15 protein-coding genes and 1 pseudogene are annotated in these 23,293 nt (G+C 29.7%); 15 read left to right on the top strand and 1 reads right to left on the bottom strand.

The window, feature by feature from the left end; all coding sequences use genetic code 11:
• Nucleotides 1-544 precede the first annotated feature (544 nt).
• The 11 genes from CLCHR_RS19825 (at nucleotide 545) to xylA (ending at nucleotide 16,151) form a co-directional block, all read left to right on the top strand.
• The gene (locus CLCHR_RS19825; protein WP_079441647.1) at nucleotides 545-1,717 is read left to right on the top strand and encodes a sn-glycerol-1-phosphate dehydrogenase; all 1,173 of its coding nucleotides are present in this window, start codon (nucleotides 545-547) and stop codon (nucleotides 1,715-1,717) included.
• 4 nt (nucleotides 1,718-1,721) lie between these two features.
• Nucleotides 1,722-2,513 (top strand): HAD-IIA family hydrolase, encoded by a 792-nt coding sequence (locus CLCHR_RS19820; protein ID WP_079441646.1) that lies wholly within the window; start codon nucleotides 1,722-1,724, stop codon nucleotides 2,511-2,513.
• A gap of 295 nt (nucleotides 2,514-2,808) precedes the next feature.
• Nucleotides 2,809-3,414, top strand: a complete 606-nt coding sequence (locus CLCHR_RS19815; RefSeq protein ID WP_079441645.1) for an NUDIX hydrolase — start codon at nucleotides 2,809-2,811, stop codon at nucleotides 3,412-3,414.
• Nucleotides 3,415-3,774: 360 nt separating this feature from the next.
• Nucleotides 3,775-5,487, top strand: coding sequence for a methyl-accepting chemotaxis protein (locus tag CLCHR_RS19810; RefSeq protein WP_079441644.1), 1,713 nt, complete (start codon nucleotides 3,775-3,777; stop codon nucleotides 5,485-5,487).
• A gap of 340 nt (nucleotides 5,488-5,827) precedes the next feature.
• On the top strand, nucleotides 5,828-6,820 hold the full coding sequence (locus CLCHR_RS19805; protein ID WP_079441643.1) for a substrate-binding domain-containing protein: 993 nt from the start codon (nucleotides 5,828-5,830) through the stop codon (nucleotides 6,818-6,820).
• The gene (locus CLCHR_RS19800) at nucleotides 6,798-8,294 is read left to right on the top strand and encodes a sensor histidine kinase (RefSeq protein WP_079441642.1); all 1,497 of its coding nucleotides are present in this window, start codon (nucleotides 6,798-6,800) and stop codon (nucleotides 8,292-8,294) included. The genes CLCHR_RS19805 and CLCHR_RS19800 overlap by 23 nt, the downstream gene beginning before the upstream one ends.
• Entirely contained in the window at nucleotides 8,272-9,603 is a 1,332-nt protein-coding gene (locus CLCHR_RS19795) for a response regulator (protein WP_079441641.1), read from the top strand. The genes CLCHR_RS19800 and CLCHR_RS19795 overlap by 23 nt, the downstream gene beginning before the upstream one ends.
• Before the next feature lie 967 nt (nucleotides 9,604-10,570).
• Nucleotides 10,571-11,650, top strand: a complete 1,080-nt coding sequence (gene xylF / locus CLCHR_RS19790; RefSeq protein ID WP_079441640.1) for a D-xylose ABC transporter substrate-binding protein — start codon at nucleotides 10,571-10,573, stop codon at nucleotides 11,648-11,650.
• Between the two features lie 63 nt (nucleotides 11,651-11,713).
• The gene (locus CLCHR_RS19785; protein ID WP_079441639.1) at nucleotides 11,714-13,291 is read left to right on the top strand and encodes a xylose ABC transporter ATP-binding protein; all 1,578 of its coding nucleotides are present in this window, start codon (nucleotides 11,714-11,716) and stop codon (nucleotides 13,289-13,291) included.
• Nucleotides 13,292-13,293: 2 nt separating this feature from the next.
• Complete coding sequence (locus CLCHR_RS19780) at nucleotides 13,294-14,463, top strand: sugar ABC transporter permease (RefSeq protein ID WP_079441638.1); 1,170 nt, start codon at nucleotides 13,294-13,296, stop codon at nucleotides 14,461-14,463.
• A 362-nt stretch (nucleotides 14,464-14,825) separates the two neighbouring features.
• Nucleotides 14,826-16,151 carry a xylose isomerase gene (gene xylA, locus CLCHR_RS19775; RefSeq protein WP_079441637.1) on the top strand — a complete coding sequence of 442 codons (1,326 nt, stop codon included), beginning with the start codon at nucleotides 14,826-14,828 and terminating at the stop codon, nucleotides 16,149-16,151.
• 706 nt (nucleotides 16,152-16,857) lie between these two features.
• On the opposite strand, the gene CLCHR_RS19770 is transcribed toward xylA, so the two are convergent.
• Nucleotides 16,858-18,594 (bottom strand): methyl-accepting chemotaxis protein, encoded by a 1,737-nt coding sequence (locus tag CLCHR_RS19770; protein WP_079441636.1) that lies wholly within the window; start codon nucleotides 18,592-18,594, stop codon nucleotides 16,858-16,860.
• Nucleotides 18,595-18,906: 312 nt separating this feature from the next.
• Here CLCHR_RS19770 and xylB point away from each other — a divergent pair, with 312 nt between their 5' ends.
• The 4 genes and pseudogenes from xylB to CLCHR_RS19750 all read left to right on the top strand — a co-directional run.
• Nucleotides 18,907-20,409 (top strand): xylulokinase, encoded by a 1,503-nt coding sequence (gene xylB, locus CLCHR_RS19765; RefSeq protein WP_079441635.1) that lies wholly within the window; start codon nucleotides 18,907-18,909, stop codon nucleotides 20,407-20,409.
• A 348-nt stretch (nucleotides 20,410-20,757) separates the two neighbouring features.
• Nucleotides 20,758-21,906 carry an ROK family transcriptional regulator gene (locus tag CLCHR_RS19760; protein ID WP_079441634.1) on the top strand — a complete coding sequence of 383 codons (1,149 nt, stop codon included), beginning with the start codon at nucleotides 20,758-20,760 and terminating at the stop codon, nucleotides 21,904-21,906.
• A gap of 284 nt (nucleotides 21,907-22,190) precedes the next feature.
• Nucleotides 22,191-22,838: a fructose-6-phosphate aldolase gene (gene fsa, locus CLCHR_RS19755; protein ID WP_079441633.1), complete on the top strand. Its 648-nt coding sequence runs from the start codon at nucleotides 22,191-22,193 to the stop codon at nucleotides 22,836-22,838.
• Between the two features lie 217 nt (nucleotides 22,839-23,055).
• Nucleotides 23,056-23,293, top strand: a pseudogene (locus CLCHR_RS19750) (transketolase); the annotation flags it as partial.

Below are 23,293 nucleotides of genomic sequence, written 5' to 3'. Positions count from 1 at the left end.
TTATTAAAATAATTATTCACATTTATTCTTATACAATGTATAATTAAATTAACGTTATGTTTAAATTTGTATATAAAAGTATAATGTTTATATACAAACTATAAGAAAAATCTATAATTTTTCTTAATATTTTTATTTTAACTTTTATGAGAATTACACTTTATTAAAATAAAGCAGAAAAAATAGAACCTTAATGTTTGTTTGAAGGTTTTCTAAAGTGAACATTTAAATAGGATAAATATTAGTTTTATCCTTATATTATAACATTAACTTCAATAGCTTAATATTGTAATATAGACTAAAAAAGACTATGATTTTTTACACTAAATATAAGGAACTTGTACGCTGTTAATTAGAGGTAATATATTATATAATTTAGATGTGGCTAAACTAAATTGTAAATTATGTAAAACTTGCTTCAGGTGGAATCAGCATCTGAAATCTTTGTTGAAATCATACTAGTTCTTGTTAGCATGATATTTTTATTTAAATTAAATCGTAAGGATCATAGTGACTAGGCACAAGGTTAGGGAGGGATTTTATTTTGGATGATATTTTAAGTAAAGAAATTAAAGAAATGGCAGATATGGAGTTTGAGTGCAGTTGTGGAAAGCAACATAAGATAGAAATGAAACATATATATGTCGGAGAAGGTGTATATATTAAAATTTTAGATGTTGTGAAAGAAATCCTGCCAAGTAAAATTTTATTAGTAAGTGATAATAACACTTATGAAGTATTAGGTAAAGATGTGAAAAGTATAATTGATGAGGCAGGCTATAGAACTAAAAACATTATTTTAAGCAGTCAAGGAGATTTAGTTCCTGATGAAAGAGCAATAGGTAGAATACTTGTTGAAGTTGATGATGAAACAGAACTTATTGTTGCAGTAGGGTCAGGGAGTATTAATGATATAAGCAGGATGGTTAGTGCAAGAACCAAAATACCATATGTTATCATTGGAACTGCTCCGTCTATGGATGGGTATGCATCAACAGTATCACCATTAATTATTGATGGAGCAAAAGTAACATATCCAGGAACTCATCCATATGCTATTATAGCAGATACTAATATTATGAAAAATGCTCCTTTTGAGATGATATGTGCAGGGTTTGGAGATATACTTGGAAAATATACAGCGCTTTCAGATTGGATGTTGTCTCATAAAAAAAATGACGAATATTTTTGTTATACTACTGAAAAACTAGTAAGAGATGCTATGAATAAATGTTTTGATAATATAGAGGGCGCAGTTAATAGAGATCCAAAAGCAATAGGATATATAGCAGAAGGATTAATTTTATCTGGTATAGCTATGACTTTATCAGATAATTCAAGGCCGGCATCAGGAGCAGAACATCACCTTTCACACTATTGGGAAATAGATAAGCTTTCAAGGAATAAGGAACATCCGCTTCATGGAAACTCAGTCGGAGTAGGTACTATTATATCAGCATGGATATATAATGAACTTAAAGTAGAAGAAAAATATGGGATCGAGGTTCCGACAGCTAACGAAATCATAAAGTTATTAGATTGTATTGGAGCAAAGTCAAGTCCTAAAACGCTAGGTATTGAAAAAGAATTATTCCATAGAAGTATAATTCATGCTCTTGAAATAAGACCAAGATTTACTATTTTACAATATGCGAAAAATGAAAATAAATTAGAAGAATGTGCAGATAGATTAACAAATTTATTTTACGGAGAGTAATATTATGTTGAAAGATAAAAAACTATTTTTATTAGATATTGATGGAACAATAGCTTTAGATACTAAATTAATTGCTGGAACTTTAGAGTTTATGAATTATGTTTTAAGCATTGGTGGAAAATATATTTTTATAACTAATAATTCTACTAAAAGTATTGAGGATTATATCATAAAATTTGAAAAGTTTGATATCAAGGTAGATAAAACAAGCTTTGTAACATCATCATATGCAACAGCATTATATCTAAGAGAAACTTATGATGATAAAAAAATATTTGTTCTTGGAACAAAATCATTTATTGAAGAACTTAGAAGATTTAATGTGAATGTTACAGAAGAACAAGATGACGATATAGTTTGTGCGGTTGTAGGTTTTGATAATGAATTAAACTATAAGAAGGTAGAAAATATATGTGAATTATTACTTACAAGAAATATTGATTATGTAGCAACAAACCCTGATCTTGTTTGTCCAACTACTTTTGGCTTTATTCCAGACTGTGGATCAATATGCGAAATGATAGGGCATGCAGTAAAAAGGGAACCTTTATATATAGGTAAGCCTAATAAGACCATTGTAGAAATGTGTTTAGAACAAACTGGGTTTTCAAGAGAAGAAACTCTTGTTATAGGGGATAGACTGTATACTGATATTGCTTGTGGGATAAATGGCGGCGTTGATACTGCTGTAGTATTCACAGGAGAAGCAACAAAGGAAGATTTGAAAAACACGGAATTTAAACCCACATATAGCTTTAGTTCAATTAAGGAATTGTATGAGGAAATAGCTTTTTAGTATATTATTAGAAGCATGCAGAGTTGTTAGAACATAGAAACTAAATTTCTATTTCTAACAACTCTGTTTATTTTTGTATAGAAGAGAAAATAAAATTGTTCGGACACCGAAAGATGAAAATAGAGGTCATTATGTTGCATTATTTAATATAAGAGAAAAAGTTTACATTATTAGGTATCTTTAAGCGAGCTCGTTATATAATAATTATTAGCAAAGTGCAGCTTTTGTGTTTTTAAAGTTAAGAATTTGATATAATATATCTATAGAATAACTAGTTAGGGGGAGATTATAGCATATGAATTTAGAGAATATAACGAATAAAATAGGAAATAGTAAGCCATATATAAATGGCTGGGAAAGAATGAGAAGATCATCTATAATTATTCCGCTAGTAGAAATTAATAAAGTTGTGCATGTATTATTTGAGGTTAGATCAAAGAAACTAAATAGCCAGCCGGGTGATATTTGTTTTCCGGGAGGGAAGATAGACGAAAATGAAACTCCTAAAGAAGCGGCTCTTAGGGAATTGTTAGAAGAGCTTGGTGTCAAGAATATTAATTTAATAAATGAACTAGATACCGTAGTTAGATATGATGGTATAATAATTCATCCATATGTAGGGGTTATTAAAAATATTGAGGAAATAAAAATAAGTGAAGATGAAGTTGATCATGTGTTTTATGTACCATTATCTTATCTTTTAGAACATCAACCCCTTGAGTTTAACAACAAAATAAATATAGAGAGAGCCAAAGAATTTCCGTATGATTTGATTGTTAATAGAGAAAATTACAAATTTAGAGAAGCTAATTACAAATCTTTATTTTATAAATATGAAACCTATAATATATGGGGAATTACTGCGGAAATGCTACAAAATTTTTTGAAAAAGTTGAACTAATGTACTAATTAACAGCTATGGTAATCTAATCGATACTGTAGCTTATGTTTTTCTAGAACCATATCAATTGGATTCGCTTTTAATGAAGAATCCATTGGACAAATGGGCGGATTTTTGAGATGCAGATAAGAATATGTATACGAACAAGTTGGAAAAACGAAATAAATTTTGATTAAAATAAAGGATTAAGGAAAAAACTTAGTCCTTTTTTTGATGGAAAGATTATTTGTTTCCATAATAATCCAATTGTCATGGTTTTGACATAATAAATTTATATAATTGACATACTATCATTACATGTTTTACTAAAATATTATAATTCTATCAAATATATTTTTAATTGAGAAAAAGGGGGAAATTATAATGTTTATAAAAAATATTAAAGTAAAGACTAAATTACTTTCATCTTTTCTTATTATGGCGATATTGATATCTGTCGTTGCTATAATAGGAAAAGCATCACTAAAAACAGTAGATGCAAATTCGAAATCAATGTATAGTGATGATTTACAATCTATACAATTACTTACTGAAATAAAACAATCATTAGTTAGTACTAAAAGTGATGTTATAGAACTTGTTTATATAAGAGATATTTCGAAAAAAACTGATTTAGAGAAAGATATTCAACTAAATATAAAGAAGTATGATGAGGATATATTGAATTATGAAAATATTTTTATGGATCCTTTAGAAAAAGAAGTATGGCCAACAATTAAAAATCAGCTTAGCGAATATAGAATAAAAACAGATAATGTAATTAAACTTGTTGATAGTGGAAAATACGACGAAGCAGCAAAAGAGTATCAACAGATACCAAAGATTAGAGAAGAATTGATGGAGAATATTGATAAGGTAATAAATATAAATATTGAAAGTGCAAAACAACATAATATTAAGAATAATTCTATATACTTAAATAGTGATAATATTATGACAGTATTAATGATTGTAGGATTATTGCTAGCTATTGTCATAGGATTACTTATATCGAAAGATATAAACAGTTCATTAATTAAAATGATGGGGATCGCAAAAAATCTTGCTGCCTTTGATTTGTCTAAGAACTTTGAAATTGCAAGGAAGGATGAATTTGGAGAAACGGGCAGAGCGCTAATAAAAGCTCAGCAGAATATTAAAGAACTTGTAACGACAATAATAAGTAATTCACAGGTCATGAGTGAATCAAGTGAAGAACTGTCAGCTACAGTAGAAGAATTATCGGTAAAAACTGAAGAAATTGATAATGCACTAACAAATATTGTATCGGGAGTTCAAGAAACAAGCGCAGTTTCAGAAGAAGTATCAGCATCTGTTCAAGAAGTAGATTCAAGTATTAATGAACTTTCAGAAGAAGCAATGGTTGGAAGTAATAATGCTAATCAATCAAAAGAAAGAGCTGCTGAAGTCGAGAGAAAAGGGAAAGAAGCAATAAGAAGCGTTAGAAGTTTATATAAGGAAAAGAAAAATAATATGTTAATGGCGATTGAAGATGGCAAGGTTGTAGGCAATATAAGGGTAATGGCAGATACAATTGCAAGCATATCTGAACAGACAAATTTATTAGCATTAAATGCGTCTATAGAGGCTGCAAGAGCAGGGGATCAAGGCAAAGGGTTTGCTGTTGTTGCTGAAGAAATAAGAAAACTTGCAGAACAATCATCACAAGCAGTAATAGGGATTAAGGATACTATTACTAAGGTTCAAGATGCATTTAAAAATCTATCTGAAAACGGTGATGAAGTATTGAAATTTATAAATGAAGATGTAGATCTACAGTTCGAAGAGTTTGAGAAAGTTGGAAATACATATTATAGAGATTCAGAGTTTGTAAGCAAAATGTCTGAGGAAATAGCTTCTATGTCTGAGGAACTTGCTGCTACAATTGGACAAGTAAGTGAGGCAATACAAAATGTTGCAGTGGCGTCGCAAAAATCATCAGAACATGCTGAAACAATAAAAGGAAGTGTGGATGAAACGACAAAAGCAATAGGACAAGTTGCTTTAACAGCTCAAAATCAAGCTGAACTTGCTCAAAAACTTAATGAAATGGTGTTGAAATTTAAAATATGATCTGTAAAAGTGGAATTATGAAAATTATAAATATAAATTTTAATTTGAAATAAGCTAGTTATAGATTTTAAAACAATGATTTAGAGGTATGAGAAAAACAAAAATATTTTCTCATATTTCTTTTTTATTACTCAAATTTAGTATTTAATAAATGTAAATATGGTCAGAGGTTTATTTTGAAAAGATTGTGGTTAATTTTAGTTTTATGAAAAGCTATACAAAAAAACATTGACTTAAAAAAAGAAGAAATATAGAATAACATTATTAAAGAACATTTAAAAAGTAGTTTTTAATTAAATAAATTTTATGAATTAATTCTAATGAAAAGGAGAACTTGTTAATGAAATACTTAAAGAGTATTTTAGGGATTATACTTGTAGTGCTTTTTTTAGGTAGTAATTTATTTTTTCTCAATCTATTAAAGGACAAGAAGGTAGAAAATGAAAATATAAAACCTAAAATAGTATTAATATCTCACATTAAGACAAATCCCTATTGGCTTAGCATAAAGAAAGGGGCAGAAAGGGCAGCAGCAGAAAGAGGGGCGGTAGTTGAATTTTTGGGGCCTACTACTGCAAATACAGAAGAAGGTCTAAAACTTTTTGACATGGCCACATCGGCTAAGGTTAGTGGAATAATAACTTATGTCCAAGAAGAAGGAAAGTATGCAAAGCAAATTAATAGTGCTATAGAAAAAGGAATACCGGTTGTGACAATAGATTCAGATGAAGAAAATAGCAATAGAATAGCATATGTAGGAACAGATAACATTCTTGCGGGACAAGTTGCTGGAGAAGAAGCTGTAAAGCAAATTGGAGTAGATGGAAATGTTGCAATAGTAATGGGGGGGAAGGATGTTAAAAATCAAAGGGAAAGAGTGGACGGATTTAAAGATTATATTACATCAAACTCAAACCTAAAGATTGTGGATGTGGATTCATCTGATGCAATGCTTCTTGAAGCTGAGATTGTAACAAGAAAAATACTAAATAGAAATGATAAAGTAGATGCACTATTTTGCACGTCAGCATTAGATGGAATAGGAGCCGCTAAAGCAGTAAACGATTTAAATGCTAAAGGTAAAGTGAAAATTATATGTTTTGATGATTTAGAAGAAACTTTAAATAACATAAGAACTGGACTAGTTTCAGCAACGATAGTTCAAAAAAGTGATGAAATGGGGTATAAGGCGGTAAATATTATAATGGATAAAATTCAAAAAAAGTCTGAAGTTAATCCTAAATCCTTAACAAATGTTAAGTTAGTCAATAAACGTAATATAGATATTTATAAGCAGGGAGACGATAAGTTTGAAAATCAAAACTTTAAATAGCAAATTTATTATATTTGTTATATGTTTAATTATCCCAGTAGGCATATGTAATATTATATCCTTGGCTATGAGTAAGAAAATTGAAGATGGTTATGTAAATATGCTTAATAATATGCTTATTACCAATGAAATTAAGCAGCATATTGATAATTCTTTAGATGGATTTAATCAATATATATTAAGTGGGGCTGAAGATAAGAAAGAAAGCTATAATAATGAGATATTTATTGCTAAACAGGAAATCGAGACACTTAAAAGTAATTCTGATAATACGAGCCAATATATTTTAAGAGATTTAGATAATACCTTAGATTCTTATGTGGAAAATTCTAAGAAAACAATTTCGGCTTATGAAAACAAAGAAGGATATATTTTTTATTATGACGATTTTGTATCAGCTAAAAATATTGCCGGATATTCTAAAGAATATGCATCTACATTAATGCAGAATTATTTAGAAACTAATAGCGTAGCATATAAAGAATTAAATAAACATAGTAGATTAATATATGTATCCCTAACTATATACCTTATATTAATTTTATCAATGTGTGTTTCATATGCACTTTTATTTATTAAAAATATTTCAAAAGGTTTAAAAGGAATTGTTGATATTTCAAATAAGGTATCTAGGGGGCAGTTCGAATACTATGAAGGTGATAAAACAGATATATATGAGTTAGATTTGCTCACGAAAACTTTTAATACAATGATAAAGGATATAAAAGATCTTATAAGATCTATAAGTGAAAAACTTACATTAGAAAAGAAATTAAAAGAAGAGGAAATGAAAAATCTTCAATACGAGAATGCTTTGAAGGAATTTGATTTAAAAGTATTACAATCTCAGATAAATCCACATTTTTTATTTAATACTTTGAATTGTATAAATGCTACGGCTATGATGGAAAATGCTACAACAACAAGCAAGTTGATAAAATCAGTATCTAATATTTTGAGATATTCATTGAGGTCCATGAGTACAAATGCACTTTTGGAAGATGAAATAAACATAATAAAAGATTATATCTATATTCAAGAATGTAGGTTTGACGACAGAATAAAATTTAATTTAAGCACCAATATGGATATGAAAAAAGTAAAGGTTCCTGGAATGACAATACAACCATTGGTAGAGAATGCATTTATTCATGGAATAGAACCCAAAGAAGAAGGAGGATATATAAATATTTGCATTAATGAGAAAAATGGAATTTGTATGATCATGATTGAGGATGATGGTATTGGAATTCCAAAAGAAATTTTGGACAAGATTAATAATTATAACTACGAAATGAAACATACTGGACATACAACAGGCCTTGGGTTAAATATTGTTGAAAAAAGGTTAAGATATTTATATGATCGAGAAAACATGTTTGAAATAGAAAGTGAGGAGGGTAAGGGGACAAAGGTTTATTTAAGAATACCTATAATGGGGGAGGATAATAATGATGAAAATATTACTTGCTGATGATGAGAAATATGATAGAGAAACAGTTAAGCATATATTAAAAGATAACTTTTCCGAAGAATTAGAGGTATATGAAGCTAAAAATGGAAGAGAGGCAATAGAATTATCTGAAAGCATTAGGCCTGACATGGTTATAATTGATATAAAAATGCCAGGAATTGATGGTATACAAGCCCTAAAGGAAATAAGTGCTACACTGCCAAACTTATATAGCATAATTTTAACAGCATATGATTACTTTGATTTTGCACAGGAAGCTGTAAAAATAAACGTAAAAGAATATCTTTTGAAACCATTCACAAAAGAAGAGATAGTTGAAAAAGTCTCTGCAGGTATTCGCTCGGTTAAAAAAGAACAAAATAAACGAAAAAGTGAAATTGAAGATAAAGAAAAGATATATACCTTATTACCTGTTCTCGAAAATCAATTAAGTGATTTAATCATAAATGATAAGTTAAAAGGTATTGATTATGGAATGTACTTACGCTGCTTAAATATGAACTTTGTAAGCAGTTATGCAATGGTCATATCTATAAAGGATAAATATGCTTATACAGATATAGGCAGAAATGAAAAAGATGAGATTAAAATAAAAATAGGGGAGTATATTAAGGAATATATTAATAGAAAATATAAATGTATAGGAAATTATGTGTTTTATGAAGAACTAACATATTTTATACAAATAGAAAATGAAAATATTAGTGACTTTAAGAACCTAAAGATAGATCTTGCCTTTAATCTGAGGAGAGAAATAAAAAAGAGATTCAACGTTTCAGTAAGGGCTGGACTTGGGGAAACATTTGATTCGGTGGAACAAATAGTTGAGTCTTATAGACAGGCGACTAAATGTTTAGTGTATAATTCGGATAATGTAAATATAATCTATATAGATGATGTGAACGATAAGTTACTCAAGGACCAATATACTATTAACGTTAAGGAAAATAAAAGTAGGAACACTAATAAAATAAAAATGAAGTTATTTGAAGATGTGAAGAATTATATCAGAGAAAATATTGAGGAAGAACTCGAATTAGAGAAAGTAGCTAATAATTTCGGATTGAGTGTATATTATTTTAGTAGAACATTTAAAGAGGTGACGGGAGTTAATTTTTCTGATTATGTGAATAAATGCAGAATAGACATAGCTAAGGAATTATTATTAAGTGGTGAGATGAACGTAAAAGAAGTTTGTTATAAGGTAGGATACAATGACCCCAATTACTTTAGTAAAGTGTTTAAAAAATATGAAGGCGTAAGCCCAGTAAATTTTAAAATATCAATAGATAAACAATATATAACTTAGATTTATGTGATAAAAAACAGAAATAGAAGGTACTCTGTTACTCGGTTGCTAGAAAAAACATCTATGGATTTCTACCAGTGAAAGTTGCACCAGTCCTGCTTGCTCCTTAGGCAAGCTAATGACAAGCGGGACTGGAACAACTTTCACTGAAGAAATACCTATAGATATTTTTTCAATGCAACACTGCGTAAAAGAGTACCTTCTATTTCTGCTGTAGTATATATTTCAAATCATAAATCAGCTTCATAGTTTTGATATCTATATAGGGTTCCGCAAAGAGAATCAAGCTTATGTGTATACTCACCGAAATTGGATACTTGATTATTCCATAGGACTATGAAAATAAGCTGAAAAGTTCTAAATGTCTGGTTGCCCATTTACTGCATGATCCCAATTTCATTGTGACAAGCAGTAAATGGAACTACCAGCCATTAAGAACCTAATCAGCATTAAGAAATATACTTATACTTCAAAATATATCCCAGCTAGAAATTAGTAATATACTTTTGTGGAATGTTTCATTGGCAATTTTGATGGTTGTGATTCTTGGCCATAAGTTGTTCCAAATGTGCTTGTTTAAAGCTTGTTCTTTAAGGCTAGCACTTTGGGCACAACTTATGGCCTTAGAATCACCCATCAAAATTCCACAGAAACTGGAACAAAAGTATATTACTGATTTCGGTGGGTTATATGCATAAGTCTAAGTTTTGTGTTGGATATCTATTGAGCAATATTTTACTACACTAATTTGTAGAATAAACAAATAATCTAGGTCGACCTCTTATATTTAAGAGATTAACCTAGATTATTTTCTATTTTAGCTTATTTACTGGTAAAAAATTGCTGTTTGAATACGGCAATATAAAATTATAAGTCAGCAAATGGGTCTATTTGAAACGTTTACTTTTGATAATATAATTAGCATTGTAAAAGAGATAAACAATTATGAAAAAAGGGGAGATAAATAATGAAGTCTAAAAAAATGGTTAAATTGTTAGGTTTAGCGCTAAGTGGAGTATTAATATTTTCAGCACTAACAGGTTGTAGTGGAAAGAAAGATGCTCAAACATCAGCTGGAGGGGATAAGAAAATAAAAATTGGTGTAAGCTTTGATGATTTAAGACTTGAAAGATGGCAACATGATAAAGATATATTTGAAGAACAAGCTAAAAAGCTTGGGGCAGATGTTGTTTTCCAATCTGCAAATGGAGATGATCCAACTCAGATGTCACAATGTGAAAATCTTATATCTCAAGGAATAGATGTTTTGGTAATAATTCCTCATAATGGAGAATCTATAGCACCTATCGTTGAATCAGCTCATCAAAATAAAATAAAAGTTTTAGCTTATGATAGATTAATTACAAATAGTGATTTAGATTATTATGTATCATTTGATAATGTTAAAGTTGGAGAATTACAAGGAAAAGCTATCGTAGATAAAACTCCAAAAGGAAACTACTTTATGATGGGAGGTTCTCCAACAGATAATAATGCGAAATTATTTAGACAAGGTCAAATGAATATTATAAAACCTTATGTAGATAAAGGTGACATTAAAATAATAGGAGACCAATGGGCAAAAGACTGGTTAGCAGAAGAAGCGTTAAAGATAATGGAAAATGCATTAACTGCAAACAACAATAAGATTGATGCTGTTGTTGCATCTAATGATAGTACTGCAGGCGGTGCTGTTCAAGCGTTACAAGCTCAAAGCTTAGCAGGTAAGGTTTCGATTTCAGGACAAGATGCAGATTTAGCAGGATGCCAAAGGGTTGTAGAGGGAACTCAAACTATGACAGTATATAAACCAATTAAGGATATTGCTGCAAAAGCTGCAGAAATGGCAGTGAAAATGGGTAAAGGTGAAGAAATTCAAACAAGTGGAAGTGTAACAAATAATGGTCAAAAGGATGTACCTTCAGTGTTACTTAATCCAATAGCAGTAACAGCTGATAATATGAAAGATACTGTTATAAAAGATGGATTCCAAAAGTTTGATGATGTATATAAAAACGTGCCAGAAGATAAAAGACCAAGTAAGTAATTAGAATATTGGGGTTTGAAATTATAGTTTCAAACCCCAATATAGAAAGGAGATATGTATTTCATGAGTGAGTATATTTTAGAAATGCAAGATATAGTAAAAGAGTTCTTTGGAGTAAAGGCATTAGATGGAGTAACATTAAAAGTTAAGAAAGCAGAAGTACATGCACTTTGTGGTGAAAATGGAGCCGGAAAATCTACTCTAATGAAAATTTTAAGTGGAGAACATCCTGCAGGATCTTTTTCAGGAAAAATAATCTTTGAGGGAAAAGAGTTAAATCAAACTGGCATAAAAGATTCTGAGAAAGTTGGTATAGCGATTATTCACCAAGAATTAGCTTTAATAAAACAGCTTTCTATTGCAGAAAACATTTTTTTGGGAAATGAAATTGGCAAACATGGACTAGTAAGTTTTAGTGAGCAATTAAATAAAACTAATGAATTATTAAATAGAGTTAAATTAAATATTAATCCTCTTACTAGAGCAGGGGATTTAGGAATTGGTCATCAGCAATTAGTTGAGATTGCAAAAGCATTATCTAAAGATGCAAAATTATTAATTTTAGATGAACCTTCAGCATCATTAAGTGAAGGTGAAGTAGAAGTCTTAATGGGAATTTTAGAAGACTTAAGAAAAGACGGAGTTACTTGTATTTATATTTCTCACAAACTTAACGAAGTTACGAGAATATGTGATAATGTTACTGTAATTAGAGATGGTTCGACAATAGGTCAAGTCCCTATAAAAGAAATAGATCAAGATAGATTAGTACAAATGATGGTTGGAAGAGAAATGAAAAATTTATTTCCAAGAGAAGAACATAAAATTGGAGAAGAATTCTTTGAAGTGAAAAATCTCAATGTTCGCGACCCATTTAATAGTAATTTATTGAGAGTTAAAAATGCGAGTTTTACATTGAGGCGTGGAGAAATACTTGGAATTTCAGGATTAGTTGGTTCAGGTAGAACTGAAATGGTAGCAAGTATATATGGAAGTTTTCAAGGCGAAAGAAATGGTGAAATATATTTTGAAGGTGAAAAAGTCAATATCAAAAATCCAGATGATGCCTTAAGTAAAGGTATAGCTATGGTTCCAGAAGATAGAAAGAAAGATGGAATAATCGCTGGAATGAGTGTTGCTAAGAATATGACTATAAGTAATCTTGTAAAATATAAAAAAGCACTTGATGTAATAGATAGTGACAGGGAAATGATGGATGTTCTTAAATACATTGATGAAATAAAGATAAAGACTGCATCAACAGAATTAGCAATAAAGAACCTAAGTGGTGGTAATCAGCAAAAAGTAATACTAGCAAAAAATCTCTTAGCTGAGCCTAAGATTCTAATACTAGATGAACCAACTAGAGGGATTGATGTTGGAGCTAAGTTTGAAATTTATAAATTGATTTTTAAGTTAGCTAAGCAAGGTATATCAATAATAATGGTTTCATCTGAATTACCAGAAGTTCTCGGAATTAGTGACAGAGTTCTAGTTATGAATGAAGGTGAAATAAAAGCGAGTCTTGATAATAATGGTTTAACTCAAGAAATGATTATGGCATATTCAGTTGGTAAGAAAAACGAAGAAAATGACGCAATAGATAATGAAGAAATTATAACGTCTGTAGGAGGGGTATAGATATGCAATTAAGCAAAAGTGTAAGTTCGGAGAAGGAAAGAAAAATAGGATTAGGCAATATATTCAAATCTAAAATGGCAACAATATTGATAGCAACGGTAGCAATATGGATTTTATTCACGGTTTTGACAGGCGGAAATTTCTTGACTACTAGAAATTTATCAAATTTATTTAGACAAATGTCAATCACTGGAATACTTGCAATAGGAATGGTATTTGTAATCATCCTGGGAGAGATAGATCTTTCGGTAGGATCAACCCTTGGGTTACTTGGAGGAATTGCAGCTATATTAAATGTTTGGTTTGGTCTTTCAGCTATTCCAACCATGGTTATAACATTATTACTTGGGATAGTAATAGGAGCTTGGAATGGATATTGGATAGCATTTAGAAATGTACCATCATTCATAGTTACTTTAGCAAGTATGCTTGTTTTTAGAGGAATATTAATAGGTATAACAGGTGGTAATACTGTAGCTCCACTGACAGCAGACTTCAAGACAATGGGGCAAGCGTATTTGCCAACTGCATTTGGATATGTATTAGTTGTACTAGCAGTTGCAGGTTCAGCATATTTAATATTAGGTAATAGAAAAAACAAAATTAAGTATAACATTGAAGTAAAACCTATGGCTTTTGATGTATCAATAATAGCAGCAATTGGAATATTGTCTTTAGGATTGGTATTAATTCTTAACGATTATCAAGGTTTTCCAATACCAGTTTTTATAATGTTAGTTATAGCTTTGGTACTATCATTTGTAGGAACAAAAACTATATTTGGTAGAAGAGTATATGGAATTGGCGGTAATAGAGACGCAGCAAGATTATCAGGTATAAATGTAAAGAAACATATTTTGGTAGTATATTCAATGGTTGGATTACTAGCAGCAGTAGCAGGAATATTACTTACAGCAAGATTAAATGCTGGATCAGTTGCTGCCGGGCAAAATGCAGAATTAGACGCAATAGCATCATGTGTTATAGGTGGTGCAAGTTTAGCAGGTGGGACTGGATCAGTTGTCGGAGCATTAGTTGGTGCACTTGTAATGGCAAGTGTGGATAACGGTATGAGTATGATGAATACTCCAACATTCTGGCAGTATATTGTTAAAGGATTAATATTATTAATCGCAGTATGGTTGGATATATCTTCTAAGAATAAAAAGTAGGTCTTAAATAAATAATAAATTAAGCCCTTAATTAAAATTATTATAAATAGATGACAATAAGTCATAGTCATAGTAGCAGGTTATCTTAGGTGCCTGCTACTATCGATTTTTAGAAATGAAATTGCATATTTTTAGAATAACAAGTACTTAAAGCTACTAGTGGAAATTTGTTTCTAAATAAATGAAAAAGTTTTCAAAAAATCTATTGACGATTTAAAAAAAAGAAAGTATTATAAACTTATAAAATAACATTTAAAAAGTTATTTAAAAATGGTTGAGGGCCTTTTTTATTAAAGGTATAGAATTAAGTTATTTACTACAAATAATTTCTATTTGTAAATTAAAATAAGGAGGGTATTAATATGAGAGAATACTTTGAAAACGTTTCGAAAATAAATTATGAGGGGGCAGATTCTAAAAATCCATATTCATTTAAGTATTACAATCCAGATGAAGTAGTTGGTGATAAGACAATGAAAGAACATCTAAGATTTTCTTTATCTTATTGGCATACATTAACTGCTAACGGATCAGATCCATTTGGAGTTGGAACAATGATTCGTCCATGGGATAATGAAACAGACCCAATGGATTTAGCTAAAGCAAGAATGGAAGCTGCTTTTGAATTAATGGATAAACTAGATATAGAATATTTTTGCTTCCACGATAGAGATATAGCTCCAGAAGGAAAAACATTACAAGAAACTAACGAAAATTTAGACGAAATAGTTAAGTTATGTAAATCCTTAATGGAAAAATACAACAAGAAACTTTTATGGGGAACAGCAAATTGTTTCAGTAATCCAAGATATGTTCATGGAGCAGGTACTAGCTGTAATGCAGATGTATTTGCTTATGCAGCAGCACAAATTAAGAAAGCTATAGAAGTAACTAAAGAACTTAATGGAGAGAATTATGTTTTCTGGGGTGGACGTGAAGGATATGAAACTTTATTAAACACTGATATGGGATTAGAATTAGATAACTTCGCTAGATTACTTCAAATGGCTGTTGACTACGCAAAAGAAATAGGATTTACAGGTCAATTCCTTATCGAACCAAAACCAAAGGAACCAACAAAACATCAATATGATTTCGATACAGCAACTGTTTTAGGATTCCTTAAAAAATATAATCTTGATAAATATTTTAAAGTTAATATAGAAGCAAACCATGCTACTTTAGCGCAACATACATTCCAACATGAACTTCATTTTGCAAGAGTTAATAATTTCTTAGGAAGTATAGATGCTAATCAAGGAGATCAATTACTTGGATGGGATACAGACCAATTCCCTACAAATATATACGATTCAACTTTAGCTATGTATGAAATACTTAAAAATGGTGGAATTGCACCAGGTGGAGTTAATTTCGATTCTAAAGTTAGAAGAGCATCCTTCGAAAAAGAAGATTTATTCTTGGGTTATATAGCTGGAATGGATACATTTGCTAAAGGATTAAGAGTTGCACATAAACTTTTAGAAAATGGTGATTTAGAGAACTTTGTAAAAGATAGATATTCAAGCTTTACTCAAGGTATAGGTAAAGAAATAATTGAAGGAAAAGTTGGATTCAAGGAATTAGAAGCATATGCATTAAATAATAATGCTATTGCTAATAAATCTGGAAGACAAGAATTACTTGAATCAATAGTTAATCAATATATATTTGAAGATCATAGATAAACAGTATGTAATTTAGAATTATGTGATAACTTACCGAAAGAGAAGGTGCTCTGTTACTCGGTTGCTATAGAAAATAATTGTGGATTTCTACCAGTAAAAGTTGTACCCATTCCCGCATGTTCCCGAGGCAAGCTCGTGACAAGCAAGAATGGAACAACTTTTACTGAAGAAATACCTACAATTATTTTCTAAATGCAACACTGCGTAAAAGAGCACCTTCTCTTTCTGGTATGGTATATATTTCAAAGCATAAATAAACTTACAATTTGTATATCTATATAGATAAATGATATATGACTTATGATTATGTGATACCTACCAAAATTAGAGACACCGTTGAACCATAAAGGCATAATAATTTCTCAAGACTATGACAATTTGATGAAAGTGAAAAATATTAATTTTATTATTTATAATAATAAGATAGAGTTTTTAGAAAGGGTTTTGATTAAATTCTAATAATTTAACAATCATATATAAGAAAATTAAAAGAACTTCTTGTGATATTTTAATTACATTATCATAAGGAGTTTTTTGTTTTATCGCATTTTGTTATGTGAAATTTTTACAATAAGCATAGTTTTAAGATATAAAAAATAGCTGATAGCACAAAAAAATGTTACTATCAACTATATGAATGGATAAATAAGCATTGATGATTTATCAAAAACCTTTGGTAAATTAAATTTTTCTATATAGTAGTATGCTAATTTCTGAGTTTGAATTCAGAAATCTGATCATACATAATTTGTGATTGAGATGCTAACTCTTCGCTTGAAGCAGAAGTTTCTTCGGCAGTTGCTAAATTAGTTTGAACTATATCGGATATAATATTTACATGTGATGTCATATTTGATACAGAAGCTGTTTGCTCTTCAGAAGAAATTGCTATTTCTTTTACAAGCAGTGATGTATACTCAACATTGCTAACAATATTATTTAAAGAAATTTTTGTTTCATTTGCTATAGATTCACCTTTAGATATGGCCTTTAATGAATTTTCAATAATTTGAGTAATAGTTTTAACAGATTCAGAAGATTGATCAGCAAGTTTTCTTACTTCATCAGCGACAACAGCAAATCCTTTACCGGCCTCTCCGGCTCTAGCTGCTTCAATAGCTGCATTTAATGCAAGTAAATTTGTTTGTTCTGATATTGACTGAATAGTATTTATAATAACAGAAATTTGATTAGATGAAACAGCTATTTCGTTAATTGAGTTCATTAACTGCTCCATCTTATTGTTTCCTTCGTCTATAATCTTTCTGGTTTCACTATAGTAGTCATATGCCTTCTCAGAGTTTTTTGTATTGGTCTTAACTTTATCTATCATTAAACTAAAGTTGTTTTGAAGCTGCTCAACTGCATTAGCTTGTTCAGAAGCGCCTTCAGAAAGTACTTTTGTTATGGATGCAATTTCTTTTGAACTATTTGCAGTGAAATCAACTGATTTATTTAAATCTGAGAAACTGTCATTTAGATTATTTATTATTTTCTCTAAAGATAGGTGTATGGGTATAAAATCTCCAATATAGTTAACTGATTTATCTATAGTAAGATTTAAGTTACAATTAGATAATTCTTCTAATTTATATGTTATATCTTTGATATAGTCTTTTAACATATTTATGGATTTGCTTAGATCATTAAACATTTCACCCATTTCATCCTTTGAACTATATTCATTATCTATATATAACTTTCCTTGAGAGAGATTATAGGATATTCGTTTTACATTATTCACTCCTTCAAGAAGAACTGCTTTTAGTGTTTTGCCTAGTAGTCTTGGAACTATAACTAAAAGAATCATTATAATAACAAGAATAGTCATGGCTATATTTCTATAAATGATAGAACTGTCAACAAAAGTTTTCGCATTTCCTTTTGAAGATTCGTATAATTTAGAAATATAATTTTCAACGATATCCCTTTGAAAACTATATGTATCTAATTTTGAGGCTAAACTACTATTTGGATCATTATTTTTTATTCCATTACGTAAGTCTTTTCGATAAGTTTCCGCAATGGATAAATTTTGCAATAGTTGTTTGATTACGATTTCATCATTGCCAGGACTATCATTTAATAATCTTACTTTAGCATTAAGTTCTTCCGCAGCTGAATCAGATTTTTCAATGAATACTTCTTTATTTTTTGTATTATTCTCTATTATAGCTCTATAAATATTATTATCAGAAGTTTGAAATGAAAGTCTAATATCTGAAATTGCCTGTGAAAGAGAGTATGGTCCATTATAAAGGGAAGAGGTTCTAAATGATAAAGAAAGTAGTACTGCCATTGATATGATCATACTTATCATCGTAACTATGAGTATGAAATTAAATGTTGAATCTATCTTTTTAGTAATAGAATAATTTTTGAAATTCTCTTTTAGGTTGAAAGATTTATTAACTTTTTTTGTGGTTTTTTTAGTTCTTTTCATTATAAATCACTCCTAGTAGATTCCAGAGTGAAAACATTAACAATGCCTATTATACCAAAATTTATATATAATTACATCTATTATGTAAAATAATATGAAATTTAAATTTACATAAATTCTATTATAATAAGTTTCAAATATTCTGTGGCAAAAAAGCTGAAAATGTATTCAAAAAACTCTTGACGGTTTAAATAAAAGGGGGTATTATAAACTTATAAAACAACATTTAAAAAGTTATTTTAAAATATGTTTAAGAGTGAAACATTAACAACGTTAAGTAATGAAAAAATTATATAACAGGAGAGGTTTACTATGAGATATTTATTAGGCTTAGATATTGGGACATCTGGAACTAAAACAGCCCTATTTGATGAAAATGGACAAACGATAAAAACTGCAACTTTTGGTTATGATTTATTTCAACCACAAGCAGGTTGGGCAGAGCAAAATCCTGAAGATTGGTGGCAAGCGTGTGTTAGCGGAATAAAAGCTGTTATTGAAAAAAGCGGTGTACAAGCTTCAGATATTAAAGGTATAGGATTAAGTGGACAAATGCATGGGCTTGTTCTAATGGACAAGGATCATAAGGTAATAAGAAACTCTATAATCTGGTGTGACCAAAGAACTGAAAAAGAATGTGAATACATGACTGAAGTAATTGGGAAAGAAAGATTAATTAAGATAACTGGTAATCCTGCTTTAACTGGATTTACTCTTTCAAAGTTATTATGGGTTAGAAATAACGAACCAGACAACTATAAGAATATATATAAGATTCTTCTTCCAAAAGATTATATAAGATATAAATTAACAAATGTATTTGCAACAGAAGTTTCTGATGCTAGCGGAATGCAAATGTTAGATATAAACACTAGAAACTGGAGTGAAGAATTACTTAATGAATTAAATATAGATAAAAATATATTAGCAGATGTTTATGAATCAGTAGTTGTCAGCGGAAAGGTAACAGAAGAAGCTGCAGAATTAACAAACTTAGCAGTAGATACACCAGTTGTTGGTGGTGCTGGAGATCAAGCAGCTGGTGCTATAGGAAATGGAATAGTAAGCGAAGGAATAATATCGACAACAATAGGTACCTCTGGAGTGGTATTTGCAGCAACTGATACACCTAGATTTGATAAAGAAGGAAGAGTTCATACTCTTTGTCATGCTGTTCCTGGCAAGTGGCATATAATGGGGGTAACTCAAGGAGCAGGACTATCACTTAACTGGTTTAAAAGAACATTCTGTGCTAAAGAAGTTGAAGAAAGTGAAAAGTTAGGAAGAGATATATATGACTTATTAACTGAAAAGGCTGCACAATCTAAACCAGGATCAAATGGAATAGTTTATCTACCATACCTTATGGGAGAAAGAACACCACATATAGATCCAAATGTTAAGGGAGCATTTTTAGGAGTATCCCTAATAAATAATCATGATGATTTTGTACGTAGTATATTAGAAGGAGTTAGCTTTAGCTTAAAGAACTGTCTTGACCTTATTGAAGGAATGAGCGTAAATATTGATGAAATAAGAGTAAGCGGTGGTGGAGCTGAAAGTAGTATATGGAGACAAATATTAGCTGATATATTCCAATACTCGCTAACTACAGTAAAGGCTTCAGAAGGTGGAGCACTTGGAGTGGCAATATTAGCAGGTGTTGGGGCTGGTATATACGAGTCAGTAGAGGATGCTTGTAATAAAATTGTTAAGGGAAATGAAAAAGTAGCTCCAAATGAAGAGTTAAAAGAAGTATATTCAAAAGTATACGAAATATATAACTCAGCTTATCCTAGAATCAAGGATATATAAGAATAAATTTAAATATCTAATTTATCCGATAGCTATCATCCGTAATACTCCTACAATAGATGAGTAAGCGATTCACACTAAATCATAGATTTAGGTTCTCTGCTTAAGTGGGAGATAACGGCTGCGCGCTCCTGGATTAGTTCAACTAAATTCAGATGGAGTAAAAACTTCATCTGAAAAGTTTCACTTTATATCTTGATAATACGTAGTTTTAAAAGCATTAAATAGTACTATAATGTGAAAGTTATTTGTAATGACTTATAAATACTTTTACAAAAATAATAATAGTGATATTATTTAAGAAAGCTACTATTGTTCATATGATAGATGAGAGGAGTATTATCAAATTTGATTGAGGTAAATCACAGCAAAATTAAAGAGACGAATAGAAAAAAAATAATAGCATTATTACTAGAAAAAAATGAGATTACTAAATTAGATATTTCAAGAATTTTAGATATAAGTATAACTACAGTTTCTACTAATATTACTGAATTGAAAAATGAAGGTATTGTAGAAGATGTAAGATCTTTGGAATCTACTGGTGGCAGAAAAGCTATTGCTATAAAGTTAGATGAAAACTGCAGATACTCAATAGGAGTTGCATTAACACCAAATCACATTAAAATAGCATTGGTTAATTTGAAGAAAGAAATTATTGAAAATATAAGAATTAGACATAAAAATAATGGAATAGAAAATTTAATCACAATAATTAGTGAAAACATTGATTTTGTAATGAAAAAATATAACTTAGATTCTGAAAAGTTATTGGGAATAGGCTTATCTTTGCCTGGAACAGTAGATTTTCAAGAGGGCATAGTAAAATATTCATATCTTCTTGGTATTAAAGATTTTAATTTAAGGGAAAAGTTTGAATATTTAAATGTACCAATATATGTAGATAACGAAGCAAATCTATCAGCATATTATGAATTTTTAAATAGAAAAGATATAGTGAAAAATTTACTTTATGTATCCATAACAGATGGCTTAGGTCTTGGAATAATTATAAATGGTAAGATTTATAGAGGAGACAATAATTCATCAGGAGAATTTGGACATATAAAAGTGTCTATAAACGGAAAGAAGTGTAAATGTGGAGCAAAAGGCTGCTTAGAAGCATATACATCTAAAAATGTTCTAGTTGATAGTTATAATGAGGCGACGTTAGAAGATATATCAGATATAGATGAATTTGAAGAATTGTATTTGAAAAATGATACAGCTACAAAAAAAGTTTTAGATAAGTACTTGAAAATATTAGGTACTGGTATATCAAATTTAATTATGTTATTAGATCCTGATACAATAATTATAGGTGGGGATATAAATAATATATTAAATGATAAAATGGATATTTTGAAGAAAAATATCTATAAGGATAATTTATTTACAGATGAAAACAGCTGTACAATTACTATGGCAGATTTTAAAGAGTCATATTTGTTAGGGGCAGCTATGATGCCTATTGAAGAATTCTTAGAAATTAAATAACAGAGTAGTGAATAGCTGCTCTATTAATTTGAAAACTTATTAAACAAATTTTGAAAACATATTTTCAAAGTTACGTTAGTAAGATTATTATTAGGAAAGTCTTAAATCTTGATTGGAACTCCGGATTTAGACGAACCTTTAAAATAATAACAGATAGCTGATAATGGATATTCTAAAAAAATATAGAATTTTAAAAAAGGTATTATTGTATAAATCCGGTTATATTACTTTTGAGAGTATCCATTATTAACTATTCATTAAAAACAAGAGGAGATGTTAAGGAAATGAGATTTTTTTTAGACACAGCAAATGTAGAACACATTAAAGAAGCAAATGAAATGGGAGTTATCTGTGGTGTTACAACTAACCCATCACTAGTAGCAAAAGAAGGAAGAGATTTCAATGAAGTTATTAAAGAAATAACAGAAATAGTTGATGGACCAATAAGTGGAGAAGTTGTAAGTGAAGATGCTGAAGGAATGATTAAAGAAGGAAGAGAAATAGCAGCAATTCATAAAAACATGATAGTAAAAATCCCAATGACAGTTGAAGGATTAAAAGCTACAAAAGTTTTAGCTAGTGAAGGAATCAAAACAAACGTAACTTTAATATTCTCAGCAACACAAGCATTACTTGCAGCAAATGCAGGAGCAACATATGTAAGTCCATTCCTTGGAAGGTTAGATGATATATCAATGATAGGTATGGATTTAGTTAGAGATATAGCAGAAATATTTGAAATTCATGGAATAGAAACAGAAATAATAGCAGCAAGTGTAAGAAACCCAGTTCATGTAATAGAAGCAGCAAAAGCAGGAGCACATATTTCAACAGTTCCTCACAGCTTAGTTCTACAAATGGTAAAACATCCATTAACAGACCAAGGACTTGAAAGATTTAAGGCAGACTGGGCAGCAGCTTTCGGCAAGTAACAGTCTTAAAGCAGTTAACAGTTATTGATGAAAAGCCTACAGCTTTTCTTATAAATATATATTCTTAAGAATATATATTTATAAGAATATAAGAAGATATCAATAAAAACTTAAAAGAATTTAAAAAGAAATAAAGATAACAATATAAAAAGGTATAGTAATAGAGCGCCATGCAGCGTTTTACGAGGTCATATTTATATATAAAGTGAGGTAAAAAATGAGTAGAGAATTAGATAAATTATCTATTAATGCAATAAGAGTATTATCAGCAGATGCTATCGAAAAATCAAAATCAGGACATCCAGGGTTACCACTTGGGTCAGCTACAATGGCATTTACATTATGGTCAAAAATGAATCATAATGGAAAAAATCCAGAGTGGGATAACAGAGATAGATTTGTATTATCAGCAGGACATGGTTCGATGCTTGAATATTCATTATTACACTTATTCG

Source organism: Clostridium chromiireducens (assembly GCF_002029255.1).
Classification (GTDB): Bacteria; Bacillota; Clostridia; order Clostridiales; family Clostridiaceae; genus Clostridium; species Clostridium chromiireducens.
The sequence above is the reverse complement of the archived record's forward strand: the minus strand, read 5'-3'. Positions and strand labels throughout refer to the sequence as shown.